The sequence below is a fragment of the Caballeronia zhejiangensis genome (genome assembly GCF_022879815.1).
GTDB lineage: Bacteria > Pseudomonadota > Gammaproteobacteria > Burkholderiales > Burkholderiaceae > Caballeronia > Caballeronia zhejiangensis.
Window position 1 is genome coordinate 775,572 of sequence record NZ_CP084283.1, and the last position, 23,292, is coordinate 798,863.

Below are 23,292 nucleotides of genomic sequence, written 5' to 3' on the forward strand. Positions count from 1 at the left end.
GCAAAACGCCGATTGTGCCTGTTATGGCGGCGCAATGAAAAAGCCGCGCATCAGCGCGGCTTTCAACTTCAACGACCAGGCAGACTCAAGCCAGCCGCTCTTCCGTCTGCGGATCGAACAGCACGGCCTTCGACACATCGAACAGCAGGGTCATGTTCGTCATCGGCTGCGGATTGCTCGCAGGGTGCACGCGCGACACGACGCGCTTGCCGTTCACCTGCGCGAACACGAGCGTGTCCGGGCCGGTCGGCTCGATCACGTCGACGCGCACGTCGACCGGCTGCAGGCTCGCATCCGACACATCGTGCGCGCTGCGCGAATCGGTGATGCGCTCCGGACGCAGGCCCAGAATCACATCCTGCCCGACCTTGCTGCGCAAACGACCCGCATCGAACGGCAGATTCAGCACCTTCTGCGTGACGCCCGTATCGAGTTGCAAACCGACGCCCGAACCCGACTCGACGAGCTTGCCCGTGATGAAGTTCATCGGCGGCGCGCCGATAAAGCCCGCGACGAACAGATTCGACGGCGAATCGTAAATCTCCTGCGGCGTGCCGAACTGCTGCACGATGCCGTCCTTCATCACCGCGATGCGATCGCCGAGCGTCATCGCTTCGATCTGATCGTGCGTCACGTAGACGATCGTCGTGCCGAGGCGCTGATGCAAGAGCTTGATCTCCGAACGCATCTCGATGCGCAGCTTCGCGTCGAGGTTCGAAAGCGGCTCGTCGAACAGGAACATCACCGGATCGCGTGCGAGGGCGCGGCCCATCGCGACGCGCTGACGCTGCCCGCCCGACAGTTGCCCCGGCTTGCGATCGAGCAGATGACCGATCTGCAGCGTCTCCGACACGCGATCGACGATCTTCTTCTGCTCGTCCTTCGGCACCTTGCGAATGTTGAGACCGAACGAGATGTTGTCGCGCACGCTCATCGAAGGGTAGAGCGCGTAGGACTGGAACACCATCGCGATATCGCGGTCCTTCGGCGAGAGGTCGTTGACCGTCTTGCCGTCGATCATGATGTCGCCACGGGTCACGGTCTCCAGACCCGCGATCATGTTCAGCAGGGTCGACTTGCCGCAGCCCGAGCCGCCGACGAGGATCAGGAACTGACCGTCCTCGATATCGATATTGACGCCCTTGAGAACCGGCACCCCGTTCGGGTAGGTCTTGTACACGTCACGGATGGAAAGGCTTGCCATGTGAATCCTCTATCTCTCGATACTGCTCGTTTAACCCTTCACCGCGCCGGCCGTCAGCCCGCGCACGAAATAACGTCCCGCGATCATGTAGACGAGGATCGTCGGCAATGCGGCGATGATCGCGCCGGCCATGTCGACGTTGTATTCCTTCACGCCCGTCGATGTGTTCACGAGGTTGTTCAGCGCCACCGTGATCGGCATGGAATCCACGCCCGAAAACACGATACCGAACAGGAAATCGTTCCAGATCTGCGTGAATTGCCAGATCAGGCACACCATGAAGATCGGCAGCGACACCGGCAGCAGAATCTTCGTGAAAATGGTGAAGAAACCTGCGCCGTCGATGCGCGCCGCCTTCACGAGCTCGGCCGGAATGCTCACGTAGAAGTTGCGGAAGAACATCGTCGTGAACGCGATGCCGTAGATCACATGCACGAGCACGAGGCCGGTCGTCGTGTTCGAAAGGCCGAGAAAGCCCTGCAGACGCGCCATCGGAAGAAGGATCGCCTGGAAGGGGATGAAGCAGCCGACGAGCAGCATCGTGAAGATGGCGTCCGCGCCGCGGAAGCGCCAGTGCGTGAGCACGTAGCCGTTGAACGCGCCGATGAACGACGAGATCAGCACGGCGGGGATCACCATGCGGACCGAGTTCATGAAGAACGGCTCCATGCCGTCGCAGCGCACGCCGGTACACGCTTCCTGCCACGCTTTGACCCACGGCGCGAACGTGAAGTGCGTCGGCGGCGTGAGCAGATTGCCCGTGCGAAGCTGGTCGAGATCCTTGAACGACGTCGACAGCATCACGTAGATCGGGAACAGGAAGTAGAGCGCGAAAAGTATGAGCACCGCGTAGATGACGGCGCGGCTCAGGGTCATCTTAGGCTGCATTGCGGGTGCTCCTCGATTCGAGATACATGAGCGGCACGAGCACGGCGACGACGGTGGCGAGCATCATCATCGACGATGCGGCGCCCACGCCCAGTTGCCCGCGATTGAACGAGAACGTGTACATGAAGATTGCCGGCAGCGACGACGACGTGCCCGGACCGCCCGCCGTCAACGCGACGACGAGGTCGAAGGTCTTGATCGTGATGTGGCAGAGGATCAGCAGCACGGAGAAGAACACCGGGCGCATGCTCGGAATCACGATCTTGCGGTAGATGGTCGGCAGCGTCGCGCCATCGACTTGCGCGGCCTTGAAAATTTCGCCGTCGACGCCGCGCAGACCGGCGAGGAAGAGCGCCATCACGAAGCCCGTCGATTGCCACACCGCGGCGATCACGACGCAGAAAATCGCCTTGTCCGGGTCGCCGAGCCAGTTGAACGAGAAACTCGTCCAGCCCCAGTCATGAAATACTTTCTCAAGACCGAGGCCGGGGTTCAGAATCCACTGCCACGCGGTGCCGGTCACGATGAACGAAAGCGCCATCGGATAGAGGAAGACCGCGCGCAATGCACCTTCGTTGCGGATCTTCTGGTCGAGAAGGATCGCAAGGAAAAGGCCGAGGAACACGCAAATCCCGATGAACGGAATGCCGAACCAGCCGAGGTTGGCGGCGGAAGTCCACCAGACGTCGTTGGCGAAAAGCTGTTTGTAGCGGTCGAAGCCCGCGAAATCGTAGCGCGGCATGAGCCGCGATTCGGAAAGCGACAGATACCCGGTAATGGCGATGAAGCCGTACACGAAAACGAGCGCGATCACGACGCTGGGAGCGAGCACCAGCTTCGGAATCATGCGATCGGCGAGCGCCGCCGTCGGTGACGCGCGACGGGGCGGGTTTTGCGGTTTCTTGTCCGCGGCGATGGAGGCAGTCACGACTCGACTCCTGGAAGATGCGCCGGCGCTTTTCGTGCGTTTAGGTGCACTGACTGGCGCTTCTGTGGCGAATGCCTGCTGGCGCTGAAATGTTGCGACGTTACAGATGCAGTCCTGCTCTGTCTTGCCCCGCCCGGCGCATGCCTTTCGCACACGCGCCGGGCGGATGCGGCCTTACTTCGTCTTGGCGGCGTTCGCGAGTGCGGCAACCGCGCTCTTCGAATCCTGCGACGAATTCATGAACTTCGTCACGACGTCGGTCATCGCGCCGGCGACGGCATCGCCCTGAGCCATGCCGTGCGCGAGCGACGGAACATAGCCGCCCGATTTGATCGCCGTCTGTTCATCAGCGTAGGACTTCTTCGCGCAGTCGTCGAACTTATCCATCGGGACGCCGAGACGCACCGGGATCGACCCCTTGTTCAGACTGAACTGCTCCTGGAATTCCGGCGTCATGATGGTCTTCGCGAGCGCGAGCTGGCCCGGCGTCGCAGCCTTCTGGCCCTTCTGCTGGAAGAACACGAACGAGTCGACGTTGAACGTGTAGGCCTTCTCCGTGCCCGGCACCGGCGCGCACACGTAGTCCGTGCCCGCCTTCTTGCCGGCGCCGGCGAATTCGCCCTTCGCCCAGTCGCCCATGAACTGCATGCCGGCCTTGCCGTTGATGACCATCGCGGTCGCGAGGTTCCAGTCGCGGCCCGTGCGGCCGCTATCGAAGTAGCCCTGGATCTTGCGGACCGTGTCGAACACCTGAACCATCTTGTCCGAGGTCAAGGTCTTCTGATCGAGATCGACGATCGCCTTCTTGTAGAAGTCCGCGCCCTGCGACAGCACGACGTCTTCCCACAGCGTCAGGTCCTGCCACGGCTGGCCGCCCATCGCGATCGGCATGATGCCCGCGGCCTTCATCTTGTCGGCGACCTGGAAGAACTCGTTCCAGTTGGTCGGGACCTTGCCGCCCGCCTTGTCGAGCGCGGCCTTGTTGATGTACAGCCAGTTCACGCGATGCACCGAGAAGGGCGCGGCGACGTAGTGGCCGTCGGCGTGGATGATCTTGTCGATTTCCGGCGGCAGGTTCTTTTTCCAGTCGCCCGCGACGGAATCGATCGGCACGAGGACGCCTTGCTCGGCCCATTCCTGGATCAGCGGACCCTTGATCTGCGCCGCCGACGGCGCGTTGCCCGAGATGACCTGCGTCTTCAGCGCGGTCATCGCGGCCGCGCCCGCACCGCCCGCGACAGCGAAGTCCTTCCAGGTGTAACCCTGCTTCGTCATGTCGTCCTTGAGCACGCCGACAGCCTTGGATTCGCCGCCGGACGTCCACCAGTGCAACACGGAAACGGCCTCGGCAGCCTGAACCGCCGACGCCGTCGCGCCGCACAGAAGACCTGCGGCGCACAGCGCGCCCATGAGCTTACGGACTTTCATTGTTTATCTCCTCCAGACACCTGACAAGAAACGATTGGCTCCCGATGCAGCCAGAAGCATGGCTAAGAAGCGGTGGTCGAAAAAACGGCAAAACTGGATGGCCGGGAATCGGCGGTGTCGGCGGGGATGCGGCAGGCGCGAGTCACGACGGACGCGACGTGCCGGGCCGGCAGACCGATAGTCGGCCGCACGGCGCTCAAGAGATGAGTGGGTTGAATCGCAACGGCTGTCTCCTCTTTTGATTTTTACCCGTTCGTTCGAGCGTTGCCCCGAAAGACGCACTCGACGGCGAGGCGCGAGGCCTGAACGATCGTGAGCCGCAAGGGGCGCTTTCCGTGGAAAGCGGCGCGCCGCGCGCTCCGTTAACATGCGCTCAGAACGATCATCTGTAAAAAAGCTCGTCACCAGACTTGTCTGATTGACTTTGGCAATTTTCTGTAGATGACATTTCCTCTTGATTTGGATTGTAGTTAAACTACAATTCAGTGTCAAAAAAAATTTTATCGGACTACGCTGTCATCCGTAGTCACCCGGGCGACTCGCCCCGATTCGACTCACATCCGCTCTCGAACCCACGTAGAGACTCATGCAAAGCGACTCGAACTTCACCTTCGTACTCTTCGGCGGCACCGGCGACCTCTCCATGCGCAAGATTCTTCCCGCGCTCTTCGAGGCGCATCGCGCGGGCATGCTCAATCCGGCGGGCAGAATCGTCTCGGTCGCGCGCGAGGCCAAGCAGCAAGAGGAATACCGCGCGTGGGTCGAGGATCACGTGAAGCCGCATGTAGCGAAGAACGGCATCGATGAAGCCGCGTGGCAGAGCTTCATCGAGCGCTTCGAGTACGTCGGGCTGGACCTGGGACGTCCGGAGGACTTCGTCGTCTTGCGCGACGCGCTCGCCCGGTTCGACGGCACGCGCGTCTTCTATCTGGCGACGGGGCCGTCGCTGTTCGTGCCGATCTGCCGGGCGCTGGCCGATGTCGGCCTGAACCAGAACGCGCGCATCGTGCTCGAAAAGCCGCTCGGCTACGACCTGAAGTCGTCGAACGCGATCAACGACGCCGTCGGCGAAATCTTCCAGGAAGAGCAGATCTATCGGATCGATCACTATCTCGGCAAGGAGCCGGTGCAGAACCTGCTCGCGCTGCGCTTCGGCAACGCGCTTTTCGAGCCGCTGTGGCGGCGGGAATGGGTCGAGAGCATCCAGATCACGATCGCCGAGGAACTGGGCGTGGAAGCGCGCGGCGACTTCTACGACAATACGGGCGCGCTGCGCGACATGGTGCAGAACCACTTGCTCCAGTTGCTTTCCATCGTGACGATGGAGCCGCCGCACTCGATGGACTCCGACTCCGTGCGCGACGAGAAACTGCGCGTGCTGCGCGCGCTCAAGCCCGTCGACGAGCGCGACATCAGCCGCGTCGCGGTGCGCGGGCAATATCATGCGGGTGTGATCCGCGGTACGGCGGTGCCCGCGTACGTGACCGAGCCGGGCGTGCGCCCCGACAGCACGACGGAAACTTTCGTCGCTCTGAAGGTGGAGATCGAGAATTGGCGTTGGGCGGGCGTGCCGTTTTTCCTGCGCACCGGCAAGCGGCTCGCGGATCGCGTCGCGGAGATCGTCGTGAATTTCCGCGCGGTGCCGCATTCGGCGCTCGGCGCGAACGCATTGCGCGCGGGCGCGAACCGTCTCGTGATCCGGTTGCAGCCGAACGAGTCGATTCGTCTCTACTGCCTGGCGAAGCAGCCGGGCGAGGGCATGAACCTCGCGAGCGTGCATCTGGATCTCGCGTTCGATCAGTTCTTCAAGGAAGGACAGATGGAGGCGTATCAGCGGCTTCTGCTCGATGTGATTCACGGCCGCCTCGCGCTTTTCGTGCGGCGCGACGAGCAGGAAGCGGCGTGGCGCTGGGTCGAGCCGATCCTGAACGCGTGGGCATCGGCGACCAGCAAGCCGAAGCCGTATGCGGCGGGCACGTGGGGACCGGCGGCATCGAGCGCGATGCTCGCGCAGGCGGGCACATGCTGGCTGGAAGAAGAGAATTGAGGGAGTGACGCCGACGCAGCCCGCAAGAGGCGCGCGGCGCGCACGAAGATTCAGGACACCGCTTCGCCCGTCATTGCGACGGCGCGAACAGAAAGCGGATCGATAAACCAGAACAAGCAGGAGGAGCAGTGATCGAGCTTCATACTTTCGACGATCCGCGCGCCCATTCGAACGCGCTGGCGAAAGCCGTGAGCGACGCGCTGAAAGCGTCCCTCGCGGCAAGAGGCGCGGCATCGGCCGATGCCGCCGGACAAACCGCTCACGCCACGCTGGCGGTCTCGGGCGGCACGAGTCCGAAACCGTTCTTGCAGTCGCTCTCGCGCGAGCCGCTCGACTGGGCGCACATCGACGTGACGCTCGTCGACGACCGCTGGGTGCCCGAAACCGATTCCGCGAGCAACGCGCAGCTCGTGCGCGACACGCTGCTGCAGAACGCGGCGGCGTCGGCGTATTTCCTGCCGCTCGTCGATACGGCCAAGCCGCTCGAGGCGCACATCGCCGAACTGAACGCCGATCCGCGCCGCCGTCTGCCGGACGTGGCCGTGCTCGGCATGGGCGAGGACGGCCACACGGCCTCGATTTTCGCCGACGCGCCCGAATGGGATTTCGCGATCTCCACGCCGGACCGGTTCATCGCCGTGCATCCGGGCGCGGCGCCGCATGCGCGCGTGAGCCTGTCGATGTCGGCGCTCAAGCAGATCGGGCAGTTGTATCTGTTCATCGCCGGGCAGAAGAAACTCGACGTCCTGAACGCGGCGCTCGCCGCGCCGCAAAAAAACGCCATCTCGACGCTGGCCCACGCTGAAGGAGTGAAGCTCGATGTCTACTGGTGTGCATAAGACAGCGGCTCAGCACGCCGACGGACCGCGGCTTCTGGCCGACATCGGCGGCACGAACGCGCGCTTCGCGCTGGAGACCGCAACCGGCGAGATCGGGCAGATCCGCGTGTATCCGGGGGCCGATTACCCCGGCATCGCGGAGGTGATGCAGCAGTATCTGAAGGACACGAAGGTCGGCCGCGTCAATCATGCGGCGATCGCGATCGCGAATCCGGTCGACGGCGATCACGTGAAGATGACCAATCACGACTGGAGCTTCTCGATCGAGGCGACGCGCCGCGCGCTCGGCTTCGACACGCTGCTCGTCGTGAACGACTTCACCGCGCTCGCGATGGCGCTGCCCGGCCTGACCGACGCCCAGCGCGAACAGGTCGGCGGCGGCTCGCGGCGGCAGAACAGCGTGATCGGTCTGCTCGGCCCCGGCACGGGTTTGGGCGTCTCCGGGCTGATTCCGGCGGACGATCGCTGGATCGCGCTCGGCAGCGAAGGCGGTCACGCGACGTTTTCGCCGTTCGACGAGAACGAAGACCTCGTCACCCGCTATGCGCGCCGCAAGTTTCCGCACGTCTCGTTCGAGCGCGTGTGCGCGGGGCAGGGGCTGGAGCTGATCTACCGGGCGTTCGCGGAGCGCGACAACGTCACGGTCGCCGACACCTTCACCGCCGCCGATGTCACGACGCGCGCGCTGCAAGGCGAGCCGCTCGCGCTCGAAACGGTGAACTGTTTCTGCGCGATCCTCGGCACGTTCGCGGGCAATATCGCGGTGACGCTGGGCGCGCTGGGCGGCATTTACATCGGCGGCGGCATCGTGCTGAAGCTCGGCGAGCTGTTCCACAAGTCGCCGTTTCGCGAGCGCTTCGAGTCGAAAGGGCGCTTCCAGCAGTATCTGTCGGGCATTCCGACGTACATCATCACGGCGGAATATCCGGCGTTTCTCGGCGTGTCGGCGATTTTGTCGGAACAGTTGTCGAATCGCGCGAACAGCGGTTCGTCGGCCGTGTTCGAACGCATCCGCCAGATGCGTGACGCGCTGACGCCCGCCGAGCGGCGCGTCGCCGATCTCGCGCTGAATCATCCGCGCTCGATCATCAACGATCCGATCATCGACATCGCGCGCAAGGCCGACGTCAGCCAGCCGACGGTAATCCGCTTTTGCCGCTCGCTCGGCTGCCAGGGCTTGTCCGACTTCAAGCTGAAGCTCGCGACCGGCTTGACCGGCACCATTCCGGTGAGCCACAGCCAGGTGCATCTCGGCGATACGGCCACGGACTTCGGCGCGAAGGTGCTCGACAACACCGTGTCGGCGATCCTGCAGTTGCGCGAGCATCTGAACTTCGAGAACGTCGAGCGCGCGATCGATATCCTCAACGGCGCGCGGCGCATCGAGTTCTACGGGCTCGGGAATTCGAATATCGTCGCGCAGGACGCGCACTACAAGTTCTTCCGCTTCGGCATTCCGACGATCGCGTACGGCGACCTGTACATGCAGGCGGCGTCCGCGGCGCTGCTCGGCAAGGGCGATGTGATCGTGGCGGTGTCGAAGTCGGGGCGCGCGCCGGAACTGCTGCGCGTGCTCGAAGTGGCGATGCAGCAAGGCGCGACGGTCATCGCTATTACGTCGAGCAACACGCCGCTCGCCAAGCGCGCGACGGTCGCGCTGGAGACGGATCACATCGAGATCCGCGAGTCGCAGCTTTCGATGATCTCGCGCATTCTGCACCTCGTCATCATCGACATTCTCGCGGTCGGCGTCGCGATTCGCCGTGCCGCGCCGAAGCCCGGCGCGAAGATCAGCGAGACGGTCGCGAAGGCGCGTCAGTCGAGCGACGATGACGCCGCCGCCGTGCTCGACTGGCTGAGCCACGGCGCATCGGGAATGGCGCGCGACTGAAGCGCTTTCGAAGCGCGATGAACGAAGGGCCGCCGATGCGAATCGGCGGCCCTTTGTCTTGCGGATCGAACCGGCGCGTCAGAACGAGTGCTGGATGCCCGCGTACACGCCCGACTGGCTGTGTCCGACGAGCGGGTTGTCCGTCGCCGCCGACGTGCCGTAGTTGTTGGCGTTCAGGCCGTAGTTCGCGGTGCTGCTGTTGCGCACCGTGGCGATCTGAATGTCGAACAGCGTGCGCTTCGAGATGTTGTACGAACCGCCGACCGAATAGATGGTCGCGTTGCCCGCGCCGTTGTTGCCGTTCACGTGATACACCGCGCCGATCAGCGCCGCTGCCGGCGTGGCTTGCCACGTCACGCCGCCCCATTCGTGATCGAGCGTGCTCGGCTGGCCGGGCAGCAGGTTCGTCATGCCGGACGTGCGGATCGCCTGATAGCCGCCCTGCAGCTTGAACTGGCCGAGGAACACGTTGAACATCGCCGTGTATTCGCGCGAGTAGGCGTAGGCACCGTTGCCCGTGCTGTAGTCACCGCCGAGCGTGCCGTTCGCCGGGTTGCGGATCTCGTCGTAGATGCCGCGCACCTGAAACAGCGGCGATGTGTAGGTGATCTGCGCACCGGCCTGACGGCCCTGCGGCGTGGTGCCGTTGCCGTTCCAGTTGGTCGCGTTGGACAGCGCGTACTGGCCGTAGAAATCGAAGCCCGCGAACTTCGGCGACTGATACGAAATGTTGTTGCTCGACTGCGGCCAGTTGCGGCCACGCACCAGCGATGCCGACGACCAGTTCGACTGACCGAACGGATCGAAGTCCCATATGCCGTTCGAGATGAAGAGCTCACGGCCGAGCAGAACCGTACCGAACTGATCGTTGGCGATACCGACCGTCGCCCAGCGATTGAAGAGGTTGCCTTGCGCCTGGCCGTTCATCGCGTTGAAGCCGTTTTCCAGCCGGAAAACGGCGCGGTTGCCGCCGCCCAGGTCCTCGGCGCCCTTGATGCCCCACAGGCTCGTGCCCCAATCGCCGCTTTCGGCGCGAAAACGATGCGTGCTGCCGCCGGCGCCGTCGGGCACGCCGCTCATGTATTCGAGTCCCGCGTCGATGCGGCCGTACAGCGTCACGCTGCTCTGTGCATGTGCCGCTGCGCTGAACGCCATGAGTGCTGCCGACGCGAGCAATACCTTCTTCATCATCCCCTCCAAAACGCTGTCAAAGAAAACATGTGCATGACGAGGCATCGCGATCACGCCGCGATCCGCGTCATTTCTCGAATTCGGAGGGATTGTGAAGTAGAACTACTTTGTCGGATGCCCGGTTTTGTAGTTTTAGTTGCCGAGTTGACAAATGTCGTGCGCGGGCAGGATACCGTCGGCATCGACGTTCGTTATGCCCAACTGCAAACGCCCGAAAGTCTCGCGATCCAATAAAAAACGGTGCGATACCCTTTCGGGCACCGCACCGATACGCGCCTCTCGCAGCAGCGTGAAAACCTTCTAAAAGACTTTTCTGTCAGACCCGTTGCTTAGAACGAGTGCTGGATACCTGCGTACACGCCCGTCTGGCTGTGGCCAGGGAACGGGTTGTCCGTCGAAGCAGCCGAGCCATAGTTGTTGGCGTTCAGACCGTAGTTCGCGGCCTTGCTGTTCTGCACCGTCGCAACCTGCAGGTCGAGCAGCGTGCGCTTGGACAGGTTGTACGAGCCGCCGACCGTGTAGATGGTCGCGTTACCCGCGCCGTTGTTGCCGTTGACGTGGTACACCGCCGCGATCAGCGCTGCTGCCGGCGTGGCTTGCCACGTCACGCCGCCCCATTCGTGATCGAGCGTGGTCGGCTGGCCGGGCAACTGGCCCGTCATGCCCGAGCTGCGGATTGCCTGATAAGCGCCCTGTACCTTGAACTGACCGAGGAACAGGTTGAACATCGCCGTGTACTCGCGCGAGTACGCATAGACGCCGTTGCCGCCCGAGCCGCCGTCGATCGGGTTGTACGCGCCGCCGAGCGTACCGTTTGCCGGGTTGCGGATTTCGTCGTACATACCGCGAATCTGGAAGAGGGGCGTCGTGTACGTGATGTACGCGCCCGCTTCGCGGCCTTGCGGCGTCGTGCCGTTACCGTTCCAGTTCGTCGCGTTCGAGAGCGAGTACTGACCGTAGAAGTCGAAACCCGCGAACTTCGGCGACTGGTACGAAATGTTGTTGCTCGACTGCGGCCAGTTGCGGCCACGCACCAGCGATGCGGACGACCAGTTCGACTGACCGAACGGATCGAAGTCCCATACGCCGTTGGCGATGAAGAGTTCACGACCCAGCAACAGCGTACCGAACTGATTGTTCGCGATACCGACCGTCGCCCAGCGATTGAAGAGGCCGCCGCCGCCCGGGCCTTGACCCGTCATGGTGTTGAAGCTGCCTTCCAACTGGAACACGGCGCGATAGCCGCCGCCCAGATCTTCGACGCCCTTCAAACCCCACAAGCTCGTGCCCCAATCGCCGCTTTCCGCCTTGAAGCGGTGCGAAGAGCCGGTGGCGGGCGCGCCGGCCGGACCGGTCGGCACACCGTTCATGTATTCGAGCCCCGCGTCCAGGCGGCCATACAGCGTCACGCTGCTCTGAGCGTGCGCCCCCGCGCTGAACGCCAGCAGTGCTGCCGACGCGAGCAAAGCTTTCTTCATCATCTCCTCCAACCCTGTCAAGAAATAGAACCCAAGTGCTGCTGTGTGGTTCGATGCGAGCGCACCCAACCGAAAATGTTTTCAGAGGAAGGACACGCGCGGGCTGTAGTGCTAGTGACGATTCGCACGTCGTGGGCGCGAATCTGACCCCGATCCGTCGATCGGTGCCGTTCCTCAGTTTCTTTTGGACTTTTGAAGTAAAACTACTTTTTGTGTACTTCGTTTTGGTACTTTCGTTACCAATTTAACAAATTACGTTATGGTCGCCAAAGAAAAATGACGATCGCCGACCGTTTGTGTCAAAAATGCAATGCCCATGTGCTAGGCAGTCGACCCACAGGATGGGAAATACGCCGCAAAGCCTTATTCCATCAGGGCTTCAGCGGCATGTAAGTTTCGGGGTCAGGTTTGTCGCCTATTGACGCGCGCTCGCCGCGGCGCTAGGTCGAGTCAGGGCGCGAAAGAGGTCTAAAGCCTTGCGGCCGGGCGTAAAAAAAGCGCCTCACGGACGCTTTTTTTGGAGTGGAAGGCTGCTTCCGGCAGCGATCGCTTACTTCAGGCTGCCCGACAGAAACTGCTTCAGGCGCTCGCTCTTCGTGTTGCCGAACACGGCATCCGGATGGCCTTCTTCCTCGATGCGCCCCTGATGCAGAAAGACCACATGGTTCGACACGTTGCGCGCGAACGCCATCTCGTGCGTGACGACTATCATCGTGCGGCCTTCCTCGGCGAGCGTCTGCATCACCTTCAGCACTTCGCCGACGAGCTCCGGATCGAGCGCGGAGGTCGGCTCGTCGAAGAGCATGACATCGGGATGCATCGCGAGCGCCCGCGCGATGGCCACGCGCTGCTGCTGCCCGCCCGACAGATGCGACGGGTACTGCTTCTCCACGCGCGGCGCGAGCCCGACTTTCTCCAGATAGGTACGCGCGCGCTCCTCCGCTTCTTTCCGCGAAAGTCCGAGCACGTTGACGGGCGCCTCGATCACGTTCTCCAGCACGTTCATGTGCGACCAGAGATTGAAGTGCTGGAAGACCATCGACAGTTTCGAGCGAACCTGCCGCAATTGCTGCGCGTCCGCCGCCTTCAGCGCGCCGGTCTTGTCCTTCATCGTGCGGACTTCTTTCCCGTCGACGAAGATGCGCCCCTGATTCGGCTGTTCGAGAAAGTTGATACAGCGCAGCATCGTGCTCTTGCCCGAGCCCGACGACCCGATGATGCTGATGACGTCGCCGGCCTTCGCCTTCAGCGACACGCCCTTGAGAACTTCGTTGCTGCCGTACTGCTTGTGAATGTCATCGACGAAAAGCTTGTGCTGCTGGGAAATCATGAACGGTCCTTGAGCGGCGGTGAACTTATTTGCCTTGCGGCCGCAAATAAGCGAGCCAGCGATGCTCGGCGCGGCGGAACAGCCACACGAGCGCGAACGAAATGCAGAGGTAGAGCAGGGCGGCGAGGCCGAACGCCTCGAACGACTGATACGTCGCCGAGTTGACATCGCGCGCGATCTTGAGGATGTCCGGCACGGTCGCCGTGAACGCGACGGTGGTCGCGTGCAGCATCAGAATGACTTCGTTGCTGTAGTAAGGCAGCGCGCGCCGCAACGCCGACGGAAGAATCACGCGCCGATACAGCGTGAAGCTCGACATGCCATACGCGCGCGCGGCTTCGATTTCGCCGTAGGGCGTCGCCTTGATCGCGCCGGCGAAAATCTCGGTGGTGTAGGCGCACGTATTCAGCGTGAACGCGAGCAGCGTGCAGTTCATCCCGCTTCTGAAGAACTCGGAAAGCAGCATGTGATCGCGCACGACCTGGAGGCTATACAGGCCCGTGTAGCAGAGCAGCAATTGCACATAGAGCGGCGTGCCGCGAAACACGTAGGTATAGAGCCACACCGAACGCGAGAGCAGCTTGTTCTTCGACACCCGCGCGACCGCGAGCGGCACCGAAAGACAAAAGCCGAGGCCGATGGAGATGACGAGCAGCCACATCGTGATCGCGAGACCGGTGATGCGGTAGCCGTCGGTGAAGAGGTAATTCTTCCAGTATTCCTGGATGATTTCGATCATGATCCCTGCCGCCCTGTAATGGACCGATTAGAGGTCGGCCTTGCGCACGCCGATGGAATAGCGCCGCTCCAGCCAGATCAGCACGAGATTCGAGATCGTGGTGATCGCGAGATAGATCGCGCCCGCGAGCAGCGTGAAGAAGAAGAAACGCAGCGTGCCCTTGCCCGCGTCCTGCGAGGCCTTGACGACGTCCGCGAGACCGATGATCGACACGAGCGCCGTCGCCTTGACCATCACCTGCCAGTTGTTGCCGATGCCCGGCAGCGCGAAACGCATCATCTGCGGAAACATGATGCGCGCGAAGGTCTGCCACGGCGTCATGCCGTAGGCCGCGCCCGCTTCGAGCTGGCCGCGCGGCACGGAAAGAAACGCGCCGCGGAAGGTTTCGGTGAAATACGCGCCGTAGATGAAGCCGAGCACCAGAATGCCGGCGAGGAATGGATCGATGTCGATCTGATCCCAGCCCATCGCGTCGGTGAAGAGATTCAGCCAGATCTGGATGCTGTAGAAGAGCAGCAGCATCAGCACGAGATCGGGCACGCCGCGGATGAGCGTCGTGTAGACGGTGCCGACGCCCGACGCGACGCGGTTCTTCGACAGCTTCGCCGCCGCGCCGATCAGGCCGATCACGAAGGCGAACACGAGCGACAGCACCGCCAGCTTGACGGTCTGCCAGGTGCCCGCGAGGATCAGCGGACCGTAGCCTTGCAACATGGTGATTCCTTGGTAAGGTGCCTGACGTGCATGGAGTGTGACGAGCGCGGCGGTCGGTATTCTAGATGGCCAAAATTGCGAGCAGCCGCTGCTGCTAACCCTGCCAACGTTTCCGATGCGTTTTTCCGGCGCATCGCGGCGCGTTCCCGGCGTCTCGCGGGCGTTCCCAACCCGTCGCCGCCCGGAAAAGCGCGGTATTTTACCCGAAGCCGGCCAGGGCGCGAGTTCGAAGCAGGATGTGTCCGATTACATGCATCAGCGGAACGATGTAGTGCCGTGGCGCGCGTTGTTTCGGAAGGGCGTCGCCCTTACATTCTCTCCATCGCAAAACAACGCCTTGGGCGGGAGCAAATACCATGATCGAGATTCGCCGCAGCAACGAACGGGGTCACGCCAACCACGGCTGGCTCGACTCGTATCACAGCTTCTCCTTCGCCGATTACTACGATCCCGAGCACATGCACTTCGGCGCGCTGCGCGTGATCAACGAGGACCGCGTCGCGGGCGGACAGGGCTTCGGCGCGCATGGCCATCGCGATATGGAAATCGTGAGCTACGTGCTCGAGGGCGCGCTCGCGCATCGCGACAGCATGGGCAACGGCTCGACGATCCGTCCCGGCGATGTCCAGCGCATGAGCGCCGGCACCGGCGTGCGCCACAGCGAATTCAACGGTTCGCCGACGGACACCGCGCACTTCCTGCAAATCTGGATCATTCCGGATGCGCCGGGCGGCGCGCCCGGGTATGAGGAAAAGCGCTTCGCCGACGATGAAAAGCGCGGCCGCCTGCGGGTGATCGCATCGCCGGAAGGCACCGACGGTTCGGTGAAGATCGGCGCGAACGCGCGCATCTTCGCGGGACTTTTCGACGGCGACGAGCGCGCGGACTTCGACGTGCCGGCGGGCCGCCGCGTGTATGTGCATGTGGCGCGCGGCGCGGTGACGGTCAACGGCGAAGCGCTCGGCGCGGGCGACGCCGTGAAGCTCGAAGACGTGTCGAAGGTGACGATCGAGAAGGGCGATAACGCGGAAGTGCTGCTGTTCGACCTCGCCTGATCGTTCCACTGATGTAAAGAAGGCCGCGGAGCGCATGCTCCGCGGCCTTCTTTCATGCGCCGAGACGGCTTACGGCTTGGCCGTGGCGGATGCGCCCGCCGCCGCGCCCGGTGCGCCGTCCGGGCCGCCGCGGTGCTTGCCCCAGCGCTCGTGCATCTTCTGCTCGTGCTCGCGCATCTTCGCGAAGTGCTTCTTCAGCGCCGTGCTGACCGTCGTCTTCTGCTGGTCGTTCAGCGCGTTATAGAAGTTCAACCACGCGGTCGCGGTCTGCTCGCGCAACTGCTCGTTCTGCTGCTCGGTCTTCTGATGCGCGGCGTGCATCGCGTTCAGGTCGAGGATCGGCTGGTTTTCCATCGACTTCATCTGATCGTGCATCTGCCTGAAGCTTTCGCGCATCGCCTGACGATTCTGCTTCATCGTCGTGAGCGCGGTCTGCCACAGCTTTTCCTGATCCGCGTTCAGCTTCAACTGGCCGTGCAGTTCGTCCAGCTGCTTCTGCATCCGCATTTCCATGCGGTGGCCGCCGTGACCGCCGGGGCCGCCCATCATGGCCGGACCGCCCGGAGGCGGCGGGGGCGGCGCGTCGTTCGTCGCGGCGTAGGCCGTGCCGAACGTCAGCGCGATTGCGGCAGCGGCGGCGGTGAGGATGCGATATTGCTTGGCCATCTTGATACTCCCTTGATTGTTTTCGAAGCCGAAGCCGCGAAACCTGCATCGACGTACGGGTTGATGCGTGGAGGTCTCGCGCTTGTCGGTGAGACACAGCGTAGGGGTTCGCCGTGCACGGCGTGTTACGGCATGGTTTAGGCTTGTTACGCAGGTTTACGCCTCGCTTTCGTCGTAACACCCCGTAACCCTTATGGCAGGCCTGTCATCAATCGAGGTCTGACGCACGCGCTAAACTCCATTCCATGACTACGCAAATACTTGTCGTCGACGACGACGCCGAACTGCGCGACCTTTTGCGCGACTATCTGGTCCGGCAGGGCATCGAGGTATCGGTGCTGCATGACGCCGGCGGTCTCGAACGCCGCATCGAACGCGAGCGGCCCGATCTCATCGTGCTCGACCTGATGATGCCGGGCGTCGACGGGCTGACCGCGCTCAAAGCATTGCGCGCATCCGGCGACGACATCCCCGTCATCATGCTGACCGCACGCGCGGACGACGTTGACCGCATCGTCGGCCTCGAACTCGGCGCGGACGATTACCTCGGCAAGCCGTTCAATCCGCGCGAACTGCTCGCGCGGGTGCAGGCCGTGCTGCGCCGCCGCCGCACGATTCCGTCCGCCGCGCCGGAGCAGCGCGAACCGTATTCGTTCGGCCGCTTCAGGCTCGACTTCCAGTCGCGCACGCTGCAACAGGACGACAGGCCGCTCACGCTGTCGGGCAGCGAATTCGCGCTTCTGAAAATTTTCGTGAACAACCCGATGCGCACGCTCACGCGCGAGCGCCTGCTCGAATTGCTCCACGGTCCGGAGTACGACGGCACCGATCGCGGCATCGACGTGCAGGTGTGGCGCCTGCGCCGCATCCTGGAAACCGATCCGTCGGCGCCGCGCTTCATCCAGACGGTGCGCGGACGCGGTTACGTGTTCGTGCCGGACGGCGAGCAAAATGCGCCGGGCAATTGACACGCTGTTCGGCCGGCTGGTCGTCATCGTCATCGGCATGTTGGTGTTGTCGCATGTGGCGTGGTTCGCGATCATCCGCTTCGAGCGCGATAACGTGCAGACGCGCTTCGCCGTCGAGGAGGCCGTGTTCCTGGTCGAGGCGGTGCGCCAGCACATCGCCAATACGCCGGATCAACCGCTGCCGCCGCGCGTGCGCCTCGTGGCGCTCGATAGCCCGGACGTGCCGAAGCAGCCCGACGAGGGCACGCCGCCGCCGCTGCAGCGCTTTGTCGAGGATCTGAAAGACCGTCTGCCCGACGGCACCGACGTGCGTCTCAACGAGCCCGGCGGCCCGCCGAGCGTCTGGGTGCACGGCGCGAAGGACGCAGGCTGGGTCGTCGTGCCGGTGCAGCCGCTGCGTCCGCCGCGCTCGCGCGACCGCATGCTCGTCTGGCTCGCGCTGATCTTTTCGACCGCCGTGCTCGCCGCGCTTTTCGGCGCGTGGCAGCTGCAGTCGCCACTGCGCGCGCTCGCGCAGGCGGTCGGGCGCTTCGGACGCGGCCAGCCGACGCCGCCCGTGCCGGAGCGCGGTCCGCGCGAATTGCGGCAGCTCACGCACGGCTTCAATCAGATGGTCCGCGAGGTCTCGCAGACGGAGAACGATCGCGCCGTCATGCTTGCAGGCGTCGCGCACGATCTGAAGACGCCGCTCGCGCGCCTGCGTCTGCGCGCCGAAATGATGGACGACGACAAAATGCGCGACGGCGTCGTGCGCGATGTCGATTCGATGGCGCATATCGTCGACCAGTTCCTCGTGTTCGCGCACGACCGCCCGGACGGCAGCGAGCCGGTTCCCGTCGACGAGCAGTGCGAGCGGATCGCGCGGGCGTATCGCGCGGTGTCGCCGGACGCGCAGCCGATCCGCTTGAAGCTCGAAGCGGGGCCCGCTTTCGCGCTGCCGGCGGCGTCGCTGGACCGGTTGCTGTCGAATCTGCTGGATAACGCCCATGCATACGGCGCGCCGCCGGTCGTCATCGAGACGCGGCGGGAAGCCAAGGGCTGGGTATTGTCGGTGTCCGATCACGGCAAGGGCATCGCGCCGGACGATCTCATCAAGGCGAGCCGGCCTTTCGTGCGGCTCGATCCGGCGCGCGGCGGCAGCGGCCACAGCGGGCTCGGACTCGCGATCGTGGAGCGGCTCGCGCGACGTGCGGGCGGCGAGTGCGAGATCGGCAATCGTGCCGACGGCGGATTGCAGGTCACGATGACCTTTCCGTTCGACAGCGCCACGCGGCCGGTGCAGGAGCGCCGCGCCGGGTCGCAGCACGAAGAGCGCGCGCTGTAACGGCGCGCTCGGTCAGAGAGGCGGAGCGGCGTCAGTCGAACAGGGTTTCGAGCGCGGACGCCGCTTCGCTGTCCACCGTGTTGTACGTCACCGTCGACGCCTCGAAGATGTAGTGCGTCGTGTACTTGCCGAGGCGCGAGAGAATCTCCTCCTGAATCACCTCGGGCGCGAGATCGATCTTCAGGAACCACGTCGTCGACGACAGCCGCGTCTGAAAAGAGCCGTACTCGGCGAGCAGGTGGTCGAACGTTTCTGCGTCCTGATCCCGGCACACGATGACCAGATTTCCCTTCATGCAATCCTCCCGATTCACGCCAGCGGCATTCGATTTCGAACATCGATGATACCTGCGCGATGCGTGCGCGTCGCGGCACGCGCATGACCGTGCGGTGACTCGACGCGCCGGTTCGGCCGGCTACTTGCCGGCCAGCGTGTCTTCGGGATGCCGGGTGGACGGGCCGGGATCGGCGGGGCGCACTTCGCTGCGGTCGCGCCCGCGCGATTTCGCCTCGTAAAGCGCGAGGTCGGCGCGCGAGAGAATCCATTCGAGCGCGTCGTCGGGCGCGAGCTCCGTGATGCCGATGGATACCGACAGCGCCGCGTCGTCCGGCAGATGCGCGCAGTGCTCGTGATGGAAGCGCTTCCGCAGGCGCTCAAGCACGGCGTGCGCGTCGGCGAGCGGGGTTTGCGGCAGCAGGATGCCGAATTCCTCGCCGCCGAGCCGCCCGATCGCATCGCTCGGACGAAGCTGCGCACGGCACACTTCGACGAAATGCTCCAGCGCGCGATCGCCCGACGCGTGCCCGAAGCGGTCGTTGATCTGCTTGAAGTGATCGAGATCCGCGATCGCCACCGACAGCGGGGTGCCGACCGAGCGCGCGAGCTCCACTTCGTGACGCAGCGTGTCGAGGAAATAGCGGCGCGAGAGGGCGCCGGTGAGCGCGTCGTGGCGCGCTTCGGCCGAAAGCAGCGTATTGGCCGACTGGAGCTGTTCAGCGAGATCGCGGGTCGCGCGGTGCAGGCGCCGCTCACGCGAATACGACGTCGCGATCACGATCGCGAGCGTCACGACGCCGAGCATCGTCAGGAACACGAGGAAGCGGTCGCGGCTGTGATTGCGGCTGATCTCCGGCCAGCTCGTGAGCGGATGCACGATATGCGCCGACAGTCCCGAATTGAGACCCGTGCGCTCGTCGTAGAGCGAAGGCACGTTGCTGCCGTTCGCGGCGTAGAAGGTTTGCGCGAGCGCGGGCGCGAGCCAGTGCTCCGAGGCGCGCATCTGCTCGCCAATGTGCGCGATGCGCAGCTCCGGAAACGACTCGCGCCGATAGTGCTCGACGCGTTCGCGCTCCGTCATGCGCGCGATGGGCGCATTGGGCATCGCCTGGTATTCGAGCCGGCCGTCGTGCGCCATCACGACGACGCCGTTTTCATCGGTCACGAAGGTGCCGGCGCGCGACACCCAGTGCCGCAGCCGGTCGATGCTCACTTTGGCGATCACCGCGCCGACCAGGATGCCGTCTTCGTAAGCGGGCGCCGCGATGAAGATGCCCGGCTCGCCGGACAGCCGCCCGACGCCGTACATCTCGACGAAGCCGCCGAGCAGCGCGCGGGCGACATAGCCCCGGGCGCTCATGTCGTAGCCGATGAAGCTGTCGTCGTCGGCGGCGTTGCTCGACGCAATGCAGAAGCCGCGCTCGTTGACGAGCCAGATCGAGTCGAGGCCGGAGAAGCCCTGCGCGTCGTGCAGGAAGTGATTGACCTTTTCGAGCGCGGGGCGCGCGGTCCAGTCCTTGCGGCGTTCGAGTTCCGTCCCGGCCGGGTTCGAGGCATAATTCCGCGACTCCGCGAGCGCGCGCTGCGTGAGGTCCATCTGCGCGAGCGTGGCGGGAATGGCGCGCGACATCGCCAGATCGCTCGCGATGATCTGCGCCATGTTGTCGACGATCGACCCCGCCATCTGACGCTCGGTACGCACCGTCGCCGTCATCTCCTGTTGTACCATTCGGTCCGACAACAAGCCGGCGGCCACCCAGCACGCGCACGCCAACGCGGCGATGCCGAGCGTCGCGATCACACGGTGCAGGATGAGTTTGTTCATCGGACGCGCGCGCATGGGAGGTTCACGCGAGACAAAGGTCGCATGCGCCATGCCGGCCATTCGGCGCGGTGTGCACATGGCGGTCGACGCGGGCGTGTGGATTGCAGCGCGTGATGTCTGCCGTATTCCGGCTTGTGCTCGCAACGGGGCGGCGGGCGCGGCTCAGGCGGTTATTCGGCTCGGATCTGGCGTCTCGCATCGCATCGGCGCTCAAATTATTGTTTGTGATAAGCCCAGATTGGACGATGTTTTTTGCCGCCTATCAAGCGCCATGTCACGGCGTGCGACGTCTGTCCAACACAACGGACGCGCGCCGGGCGCACGCGCTGGCGCTTCTTCGTCGAATAGCGGCGAGCCGCAGCCAAACTGAAAGGAAGCGAAAGCACGAGCGCCGGGCGCATTCGACGCGGGCTGCCCTTCATTTTGCCCGTGCCGTGCCGAAGAGCAACAGAAACATCGCATGATTCGCGTGCCGGACCGCATGAAGGTTGTGCCTGTCACGCGGGTTGGTGTAGTGTCGCGCGGTTCAGAACGGGGATCGTCTGACGCGGCGACTGCCTGGCGCCGCGCTGCGAACTGAACGTGTCGTCGTTTCGGCGGCTCCGTGCGTTGAGCATGGGGTCGTCCCGGGCAGAGGCTTCTTGCCCGCCTGACGGTTATCTGCCGTCAGAAGCAACATCCCGCGCCCGGCGCGGTCGGAACAAAGCCTTACGGGGAGGGCCTTGCATGGAATTTGGTTTCAATCTGAATCGCACGGCGAATGCGTCGGCGTGGCGGATCCTGCCCAACCGCTGGGATTTCGTCGCGTTCCCGATGATCATCTGCATCATCGCGCTCGCCGCAGTCGGTTTCCACGAGACCCTGGCGCCGATCTCGACCCTGCAGACCCAGGCGATCTCGCTCGACCCCGCGAATCTCCCCGAATACGCGTTGCGCACGACCTTGCGCATGCTGCTGGCGATGGTCGCGTCGCTCATTTTCACGCTGATCTACGGCACGCTCGCGGCGAAGAGCCGGCGCGCGTCGATCGTGCTCGTGCCGATTCTCGACATTCTCCAGTCGGTGCCGGTGCTGGGCTACATCTCGTTCACGGTGACGTTCTTCCTCGCCATGTTCCCGGGGCGCGTGATCGGCGCCGAATGCGCGGCGATCTTCGCGATCTTCACGAGCCAGGCGTGGAACATGACGTTCAGCTTCTATCAGTCGCTGCGCACGGTGCCGCGCGATCTGGACGAAGTCTCGCGCGGTTTTCATCTCACCAACTGGCAGCGCTTCTGGAAGCTCGAAGTGCCGTTCTCGATGCCGGGCCTCATCTGGAACATGATGATGTCGATGTCGGGCGGCTGGTTCTTCGTGGTCGCCTCCGAGGCGATCACGGTCGGCAACCGCACGATCGTACTGCCGGGCATCGGCGCGTATCTCGCGACCGCCATCGGCGAGCGCAATCTCTCCGCGATCGGCTGGGTGATTCTCGCGATGACCGTCGTCATCCTGGCCTACGACCAGTTGATGTTCCGCCCGCTCGTCGCGTGGGCGGACAAATTCCGCATGGAGAACACGAGTTCCGGCGACGAGCCGAAGTCGTGGCTGCTCGACCTGATCCGCCGCACGCGCCTGATTCATCGTCTGCTGGTTCCGGCCGGCTGGATTCTCGCGAAGGCGGCGCGCGTGCCGATCAAGCTGCCGTCGCTGCAGGGCGCGCTGGAAAACGTCGGCCTGCCGCTGCGCGCGAAGGTGCCGTCCACGCGCGCGGGCGATATCGCGTGGGGCACGGCCGTGCTGCTAGTCACGGTGTTCGTCGTGTGGAAGGTCGCGTCGTTCGTCGCGACGGGCGTCACGTGGAGCGAAGTCGGCCACGTGTTCGTGCTCGGCTTCATCACGCTCTTGCGCGTGGTCGTGCTGATCGCGATCGCTTCGGTGATCTGGGTGCCGCTCGGCGTGCTGATCGGCCTGCGCCCGGCGCTCGCCGAGAAGATCCAGCCGCTCGCGCAGTTCCTCGCCGCGTTCCCGGCGAACCTGCTGTTTCCGGTGTTCGTCGTCGTGATCGTGCGCTGGCATCTGAACCCGGATATCTGGCTCTCGCCGCTGATCGTGCTCGGCACGCAGTGGTATATCCTTTTCAACGTGGTGGCGGGCGCGTCTTCCTACCCGAACGATTATCGCGAGGCCGCGACCAACTTCCAGATTCGCGGCTGGCAGTGGTGGAAGAAGTGCATGCTCCCCGGCATCTTCCCTTACTACATCACCGGCGCGATCACCGCTTCGGGCGGCGCGTGGAACGCGAGCATCGTCGCGGAAGCGGTGTCGTGGGGCAAGACGGAGGTTGTCGCGCATGGTCTCGGCGCGTATATCGCCCAGACGACCGCCGCGGGCGACTATCCGAAAATCATTCTTGGCATCGCCGTGATGTCGCTGTTCGTCACGCTGTTCAACCGACTGTTGTGGCGCCCGCTATACGCCTACGCCGAAGCAAGACTCCGGCTGGATTGAGGACGAGTTCC

Annotated in this window: 19 protein-coding genes; 7 read left to right on the plus strand and 12 right to left on the minus strand. The window is 63.8% G+C overall.

Annotated features, from left to right (window positions below; translation table 11 throughout):
• Positions 1 to 85: 85 nt before the first annotated feature.
• From LDZ23_RS03655 to LDZ23_RS03670, 4 genes are all read right to left on the minus strand, one after another.
• A complete protein-coding gene (locus LDZ23_RS03655; protein ID WP_244807817.1) occupies positions 86 to 1,204 on the minus strand; it encodes an ABC transporter ATP-binding protein in 1,119 nt (372 codons plus the stop codon).
• Positions 1,205 to 1,234: 30 nt separating this feature from the next.
• Positions 1,235 to 2,092 (minus strand): carbohydrate ABC transporter permease, encoded by an 858-nt coding sequence (locus tag LDZ23_RS03660; RefSeq protein WP_008350838.1) that lies wholly within the window; start codon positions 2,090 to 2,092, stop codon positions 1,235 to 1,237.
• On the minus strand, positions 2,082 to 2,939 hold the full coding sequence (locus tag LDZ23_RS03665) for a carbohydrate ABC transporter permease (protein WP_235366287.1): 858 nt from the start codon (positions 2,937 to 2,939) through the stop codon (positions 2,082 to 2,084). Before LDZ23_RS03665 ends, LDZ23_RS03660 begins: the two co-directional genes overlap by 11 nt.
• Before the next feature lie 255 nt (positions 2,940 to 3,194).
• Complete coding sequence (locus LDZ23_RS03670) at positions 3,195 to 4,448, minus strand: ABC transporter substrate-binding protein (protein ID WP_008350833.1); 1,254 nt, start codon at positions 4,446 to 4,448, stop codon at positions 3,195 to 3,197.
• 586 nt (positions 4,449 to 5,034) lie between these two features.
• Here LDZ23_RS03670 and zwf point away from each other — a divergent pair.
• The 3 genes from zwf to LDZ23_RS03685 all read left to right on the plus strand — a co-directional run bounded on the left by zwf (position 5,035) and on the right by LDZ23_RS03685 (position 9,225).
• Positions 5,035 to 6,495: a glucose-6-phosphate dehydrogenase gene (gene zwf / locus LDZ23_RS03675; protein WP_244807818.1), complete on the plus strand. Its 1,461-nt coding sequence runs from the start codon at positions 5,035 to 5,037 to the stop codon at positions 6,493 to 6,495.
• Between the two features lie 128 nt (positions 6,496 to 6,623).
• Entirely contained in the window at positions 6,624 to 7,334 is a 711-nt protein-coding gene (gene pgl / locus LDZ23_RS03680; RefSeq protein ID WP_175981807.1) for a 6-phosphogluconolactonase, read from the plus strand.
• Positions 7,315 to 9,225 (plus strand): bifunctional transcriptional regulator/glucokinase, encoded by a 1,911-nt coding sequence (locus LDZ23_RS03685; RefSeq protein WP_033536676.1) that lies wholly within the window; start codon positions 7,315 to 7,317, stop codon positions 9,223 to 9,225. The genes pgl and LDZ23_RS03685 overlap by 20 nt, the downstream gene beginning before the upstream one ends.
• A gap of 78 nt (positions 9,226 to 9,303) precedes the next feature.
• Here LDZ23_RS03685 and LDZ23_RS03690 read toward each other — a convergent pair whose 3' ends face one another.
• From LDZ23_RS03690 to LDZ23_RS03710, 5 genes are all read right to left on the minus strand, one after another.
• Positions 9,304 to 10,413, minus strand: coding sequence for a porin (locus tag LDZ23_RS03690; RefSeq protein ID WP_008350824.1), 1,110 nt, complete (start codon positions 10,411 to 10,413; stop codon positions 9,304 to 9,306).
• 332 nt (positions 10,414 to 10,745) lie between these two features.
• Positions 10,746 to 11,894: a porin gene (locus LDZ23_RS03695; protein WP_008350822.1), complete on the minus strand. Its 1,149-nt coding sequence runs from the start codon at positions 11,892 to 11,894 to the stop codon at positions 10,746 to 10,748.
• Between the two features lie 550 nt (positions 11,895 to 12,444).
• The gene (locus LDZ23_RS03700; RefSeq protein WP_008350821.1) at positions 12,445 to 13,224 is read right to left on the minus strand and encodes an ABC transporter ATP-binding protein; all 780 of its coding nucleotides are present in this window, start codon (positions 13,222 to 13,224) and stop codon (positions 12,445 to 12,447) included.
• 25 nt (positions 13,225 to 13,249) lie between these two features.
• On the minus strand, positions 13,250 to 13,963 hold the full coding sequence (locus LDZ23_RS03705) for an ABC transporter permease (protein ID WP_008350819.1): 714 nt from the start codon (positions 13,961 to 13,963) through the stop codon (positions 13,250 to 13,252).
• A gap of 27 nt (positions 13,964 to 13,990) precedes the next feature.
• A complete protein-coding gene (locus tag LDZ23_RS03710; protein WP_008350817.1) occupies positions 13,991 to 14,677 on the minus strand; it encodes an ABC transporter permease in 687 nt (228 codons plus the stop codon).
• Positions 14,678 to 15,033: 356 nt separating this feature from the next.
• On the opposite strand from LDZ23_RS03710, the gene LDZ23_RS03715 reads away from it, so the two are divergent.
• Positions 15,034 to 15,732: a pirin family protein gene (locus LDZ23_RS03715; protein ID WP_008350815.1), complete on the plus strand. Its 699-nt coding sequence runs from the start codon at positions 15,034 to 15,036 to the stop codon at positions 15,730 to 15,732.
• Positions 15,733 to 15,801: 69 nt separating this feature from the next.
• On the opposite strand, the gene LDZ23_RS03720 is transcribed toward LDZ23_RS03715, so the two are convergent.
• Entirely contained in the window at positions 15,802 to 16,398 is a 597-nt protein-coding gene (locus LDZ23_RS03720; protein WP_244807819.1) for a Spy/CpxP family protein refolding chaperone, read from the minus strand.
• Between the two features lie 245 nt (positions 16,399 to 16,643).
• Between LDZ23_RS03720 and LDZ23_RS03725 the strand changes: the two genes are divergently transcribed.
• Positions 16,644 to 17,366, plus strand: coding sequence for a response regulator (locus tag LDZ23_RS03725; RefSeq protein WP_008350810.1), 723 nt, complete (start codon positions 16,644 to 16,646; stop codon positions 17,364 to 17,366).
• The gene (locus LDZ23_RS03730) at positions 17,350 to 18,690 is read left to right on the plus strand and encodes an ATP-binding protein (protein WP_008350808.1); all 1,341 of its coding nucleotides are present in this window, start codon (positions 17,350 to 17,352) and stop codon (positions 18,688 to 18,690) included. Before LDZ23_RS03725 ends, LDZ23_RS03730 begins: the two co-directional genes overlap by 17 nt.
• A gap of 31 nt (positions 18,691 to 18,721) precedes the next feature.
• On the opposite strand, the gene LDZ23_RS03735 is transcribed toward LDZ23_RS03730, so the two are convergent.
• On the minus strand, positions 18,722 to 18,985 hold the full coding sequence (locus tag LDZ23_RS03735; protein ID WP_008350806.1) for a hypothetical protein: 264 nt from the start codon (positions 18,983 to 18,985) through the stop codon (positions 18,722 to 18,724).
• Between the two features lie 120 nt (positions 18,986 to 19,105).
• The gene (locus LDZ23_RS03740; RefSeq protein WP_034471417.1) at positions 19,106 to 20,791 is read right to left on the minus strand and encodes a sensor domain-containing diguanylate cyclase; all 1,686 of its coding nucleotides are present in this window, start codon (positions 20,789 to 20,791) and stop codon (positions 19,106 to 19,108) included.
• Between the two features lie 726 nt (positions 20,792 to 21,517).
• Here LDZ23_RS03740 and LDZ23_RS03745 point away from each other — a divergent pair.
• On the plus strand, positions 21,518 to 23,281 hold the full coding sequence (locus tag LDZ23_RS03745) for an ABC transporter permease (protein ID WP_008350803.1): 1,764 nt from the start codon (positions 21,518 to 21,520) through the stop codon (positions 23,279 to 23,281).
• Positions 23,282 to 23,292: the final 11 nt, after the last annotated feature.

Coding starts and splice junctions, on each gene's coding strand:
- LDZ23_RS03665 (WP_235366287.1), bottom strand. CDS start 2,939: ATGATTCCGAAGCTGGTGCTCGCTCCCAGCGTCGTGATCGCGCTCGTT.
- LDZ23_RS03745 (WP_008350803.1), top strand. CDS start 21,518: ATGGAATTTGGTTTCAATCTGAATCGCACGGCGAATGCGTCGGCGTGG.
- LDZ23_RS03720 (WP_244807819.1), bottom strand. CDS start 16,398: ATGGCCAAGCAATATCGCATCCTCACCGCCGCCGCTGCCGCAATCGCG.
- LDZ23_RS03730 (WP_008350808.1), top strand. CDS start 17,350: ATGCGCCGGGCAATTGACACGCTGTTCGGCCGGCTGGTCGTCATCGTC.
- LDZ23_RS03715 (WP_008350815.1), top strand. CDS start 15,034: ATGATCGAGATTCGCCGCAGCAACGAACGGGGTCACGCCAACCACGGC.
- zwf (WP_244807818.1), top strand. CDS start 5,035: ATGCAAAGCGACTCGAACTTCACCTTCGTACTCTTCGGCGGCACCGGC.
- LDZ23_RS03740 (WP_034471417.1), bottom strand. CDS start 20,791: ATGAACAAACTCATCCTGCACCGTGTGATCGCGACGCTCGGCATCGCC.
- LDZ23_RS03735 (WP_008350806.1), bottom strand. CDS start 18,985: ATGAAGGGAAATCTGGTCATCGTGTGCCGGGATCAGGACGCAGAAACG.
- LDZ23_RS03685 (WP_033536676.1), top strand. CDS start 7,315: ATGTCTACTGGTGTGCATAAGACAGCGGCTCAGCACGCCGACGGACCG.
- LDZ23_RS03655 (WP_244807817.1), bottom strand. CDS start 1,204: ATGGCAAGCCTTTCCATCCGTGACGTGTACAAGACCTACCCGAACGGG.
- LDZ23_RS03670 (WP_008350833.1), bottom strand. CDS start 4,448: ATGAAAGTCCGTAAGCTCATGGGCGCGCTGTGCGCCGCAGGTCTTCTG.
- LDZ23_RS03690 (WP_008350824.1), bottom strand. CDS start 10,413: ATGAAGAAGGTATTGCTCGCGTCGGCAGCACTCATGGCGTTCAGCGCA.
- LDZ23_RS03660 (WP_008350838.1), bottom strand. CDS start 2,092: ATGCAGCCTAAGATGACCCTGAGCCGCGCCGTCATCTACGCGGTGCTC.
- LDZ23_RS03695 (WP_008350822.1), bottom strand. CDS start 11,894: ATGAAGAAAGCTTTGCTCGCGTCGGCAGCACTGCTGGCGTTCAGCGCG.
- LDZ23_RS03725 (WP_008350810.1), top strand. CDS start 16,644: ATGACTACGCAAATACTTGTCGTCGACGACGACGCCGAACTGCGCGAC.
- LDZ23_RS03705 (WP_008350819.1), bottom strand. CDS start 13,963: ATGATCGAAATCATCCAGGAATACTGGAAGAATTACCTCTTCACCGAC.
- LDZ23_RS03710 (WP_008350817.1), bottom strand. CDS start 14,677: ATGTTGCAAGGCTACGGTCCGCTGATCCTCGCGGGCACCTGGCAGACC.
- LDZ23_RS03700 (WP_008350821.1), bottom strand. CDS start 13,224: ATGATTTCCCAGCAGCACAAGCTTTTCGTCGATGACATTCACAAGCAG.